Origin of the sequence: Mesorhizobium sp. M5C.F.Ca.IN.020.29.1.1, from assembly GCF_003997375.1 — a bacterium.
GTDB lineage: Bacteria > Pseudomonadota > Alphaproteobacteria > Rhizobiales > Rhizobiaceae > Mesorhizobium > Mesorhizobium wenxiniae.
On record NZ_RZSW01000713.1, the window covers coordinates 1 to 2,549 of the forward strand.

The following is a 2,549-nucleotide window of genomic DNA, read 5'->3' on the forward strand; positions in this document are numbered from 1 at the left end:
GGTTCGGCCATTGGCTTTTTTGTTGAAGGTGACTGCGCCAGCTTCGAGCGCAAACAGCGTGTGATCCGTGCCAATGCCGACATTGGTGCCGGGATGCCACGTCGTGCCGCGCTGACGAATGATGATGTTGCCCGGAATCACGGCTTCGCCGCCGAACTTCTTCACGCCGAGCCGCTTGGAATGGGAGTCGCGACCATTGCGCGACGAACCGCCAGCTTTCTTGTGTGCCATCTAACTAACTCCGATGCGCCGCAAGGGCGCTTAAAAGGTCTTATGAACGCGTTCGCGTTCCGTTTCAAGTCCGATCCGGCGACGATTGCGCCGGCTCGCTTTACTTCTTCACCAGTTCCTTGGCCTGCTCGCGCCAGTCCATGATCTGGTCGGCGCTGAACGGCATATGCTCGTCGATCTTGGCGACATCCTTGTCGGACAGCTTGGCGATCTGGGCAAAGGTCATGATGCCCTGTTCGTTCAACTGGCCGGCCGCAACCGGGCCGATGCCCTTGATCACGGTCAGATCGTCCGGCTCGCCTTTCGGCGCCTTGAACAGCGGCGCCGCTGTTTCGCTTGCCTTGGCCTCGGTTTCCTTCGGCGCAGCCTCTGCCTTGGCTTCCTTCTTCGGCGCGGCTTCAGCCTTCGCCTCGGCCTTTGCAGCAACTTCGGCCTTCGCCTCGGTCTTGGCCGCGGCCTTCTTCGTCGGCTTGGCGCCACCCAGCAGGATCTCGGCGATCCGCACGGTGGTCAGAAGCTGGCGATGGCCGATCTTGCGGCGCGAATTCTGCCGGCGGCGCTTCTTGAAGGCGATGACGGTGCGGTTCTTGCCCTGTTCGACGACCTCAGCGGTGACCAGGGCGCCGTCGACGAACGGCGCGCCGAACGTGACATTCTCGCCCTCGCCATGCGCGAGCACGTGGCCGATCTCGACGATATCGCCGACCTGGCCTTCGACTTTTTCGATCTTCAGGAGATCGTTGGCGGCGACGCGATACTGCTTGCCGCCCGTTTTGATGACTGCGAACATTTTTTGCCTTTCGCTGTTCGGTCGGCCTTGATGAACCGCTTCAGGCGGTTCGGCCGTCTTTTTGTCAGTCTGCGGGTTCAAAAAGCAAGCGGCGCGGAAGAACCCTCCACGCCGATTGCGCGCTGTCCCTAACCGAAGGTTGGCCGCAAGTCAAGGCAAGCGGCCAGCATGCGAGCCACGAACGCATTCAAGCCAGGCGCCGACAACACAGAGCCGGGCGGCAGCCTGACAAGAAGCCGGTTCGCCGGGCAGATTGGGCCTTGTAACCTGTCCGCCCAACCGTTATCTAGTGCGCCGCGCCGGCAACGGCGGACCATGACCGCGGAGAGGTGGCAGAGTGGTCGAATGCACCGCACTCGAAATGCGGCATGGGTGCAAGCCCATCGGGGGTTCGAATCCCTCCCTCTCCGCCAGTTTCGCCAATTCTACGCTCTTATGCGAGATAGCTACCCAATCACCGCCGATAGCCGAACGAGCTTCTGCGGGGCTTGACTTGAGCGGACACGACTCGCCTCCGACCATTCTTAATGCCGGGTCGCGATCTGAGGAGCAACCATCATGAGCATAGCGAGCGACGCCCGTTTCTGGGACCGCACTTCACGGAAGTACGCCATGGGTGCGATTGCGGATCAGGCCGGCTATGAGCGCACGCTGGACCGGACGCGCGCCCTGTTGGAACCAGGCGACAGGGTGTTGGAACTGGGCTGTGGAACAGGAACGACGGCGCTCCGGCTCGCGGGCGATGTTCAAGACTATCTGGCGACGGATATTTCCGCTGGAATGATCGCGATTGCCAATGAGAAACACGCCGCTGGCCCCATCCCGGCGCTTGTCTTCCGCACCGCGACCGTAGAAGCGCTTACGCCTGACGCGGCGCAGTTTAACGCGGTTCTGGGATTCAACTATCTCCATCTGGTCCGCGACCTGCCTGGCACGCTGCGCCACATCCACGCCTTGCTTGCAGCGCAGGGCCTGTTTATTTCCAAGACATCTTGCGTCGGCGATATGAACCCACTCATCCGGCTTGCCTTGTTGCCCGCGATGCGCGCGATCGGCAAAGCACCCTATGCTGGCGTCTTTCGCGCTGCAGACCTGAGCCAGCATATATCTGCCGCGGGCTTCGACGTCCTTGCCACTGAAAGCCACGCAACGAAGGGCAACGACAATCGTCCCTACATCGTGGCGCGCAAGAGGACCTGAACGGCCACGGCTGCAGTGTATCAGTCAGGGCTGCTGTATTGCTGCGAGCTTCCAGTCGCCACCGTTCTGGCGCGTGAAGGTCCACAGTTCGGTTGTTTCCGTCGGTCGATCGGCTTCGCCCGCGACGATCTTGCCGCTGGCGCGATCGCGCATCACATCGTGAGACTCGTAGCGCAAGGCAGCCGTCGCGTAGTCGCGATCATCTTCCCGCCAGCTCTCCGCAATGTCGGCCTCCAACAGGCTGACATTCGAGACATCATTCCTGATGCCCTTTTTGGCATTGTCGGCAAGTTCTTCGGACAGGTACGACACCATCTCGGGGGTCGCC

Annotated in this window: 4 protein-coding genes and 1 tRNA gene; 2 read left to right on the top strand and 3 right to left on the bottom strand. The window is 61.4% G+C overall.

Features of this window, described 5'->3' with window-relative positions:
- Both rpmA and EOA85_RS32505 read right to left on the bottom strand, forming a co-directional pair.
- Positions 1-231, bottom strand: a 231-nt coding sequence (gene rpmA / locus EOA85_RS32500) for a 50S ribosomal protein L27 (RefSeq protein ID WP_127212449.1), incomplete at its 3' end; no start/stop codon positions are given.
- 100 nt (positions 232-331) lie between these two features.
- Positions 332-1,021: a 50S ribosomal protein L21 gene (locus EOA85_RS32505; protein WP_065011333.1), complete on the bottom strand. Its 690-nt coding sequence runs from the start codon at positions 1,019-1,021 to the stop codon at positions 332-334.
- A gap of 323 nt (positions 1,022-1,344) precedes the next feature.
- Between EOA85_RS32505 and EOA85_RS32510 the strand changes: the two genes are divergently transcribed.
- Positions 1,345-1,434: transfer RNA gene (locus EOA85_RS32510), tRNA-Ser, on the top strand.
- Between the two features lie 145 nt (positions 1,435-1,579).
- Positions 1,580-2,221 carry a class I SAM-dependent methyltransferase gene (locus EOA85_RS32515; protein ID WP_127212450.1) on the top strand — a complete coding sequence of 214 codons (642 nt, stop codon included), beginning with the start codon at positions 1,580-1,582 and terminating at the stop codon, positions 2,219-2,221.
- 24 nt (positions 2,222-2,245) lie between these two features.
- Here EOA85_RS32515 and EOA85_RS32520 read toward each other — a convergent pair.
- The coding region (locus tag EOA85_RS32520) for a TIM44-like domain-containing protein (RefSeq protein ID WP_164760036.1) at positions 2,246-2,549 on the bottom strand (304 nt) is incomplete at its 5' end.

Excerpts from the sequence above, each read along its gene's own strand:
- EOA85_RS32515 (WP_127212450.1), top strand. The coding sequence starts at position 1,580 with ATGAGCATAGCGAGCGACGCCCGTTTCTGGGACCGCACTTCACGGAAG.
- EOA85_RS32505 (WP_065011333.1), bottom strand. The coding sequence starts at position 1,021 with ATGTTCGCAGTCATCAAAACGGGCGGCAAGCAGTATCGCGTCGCCGCC.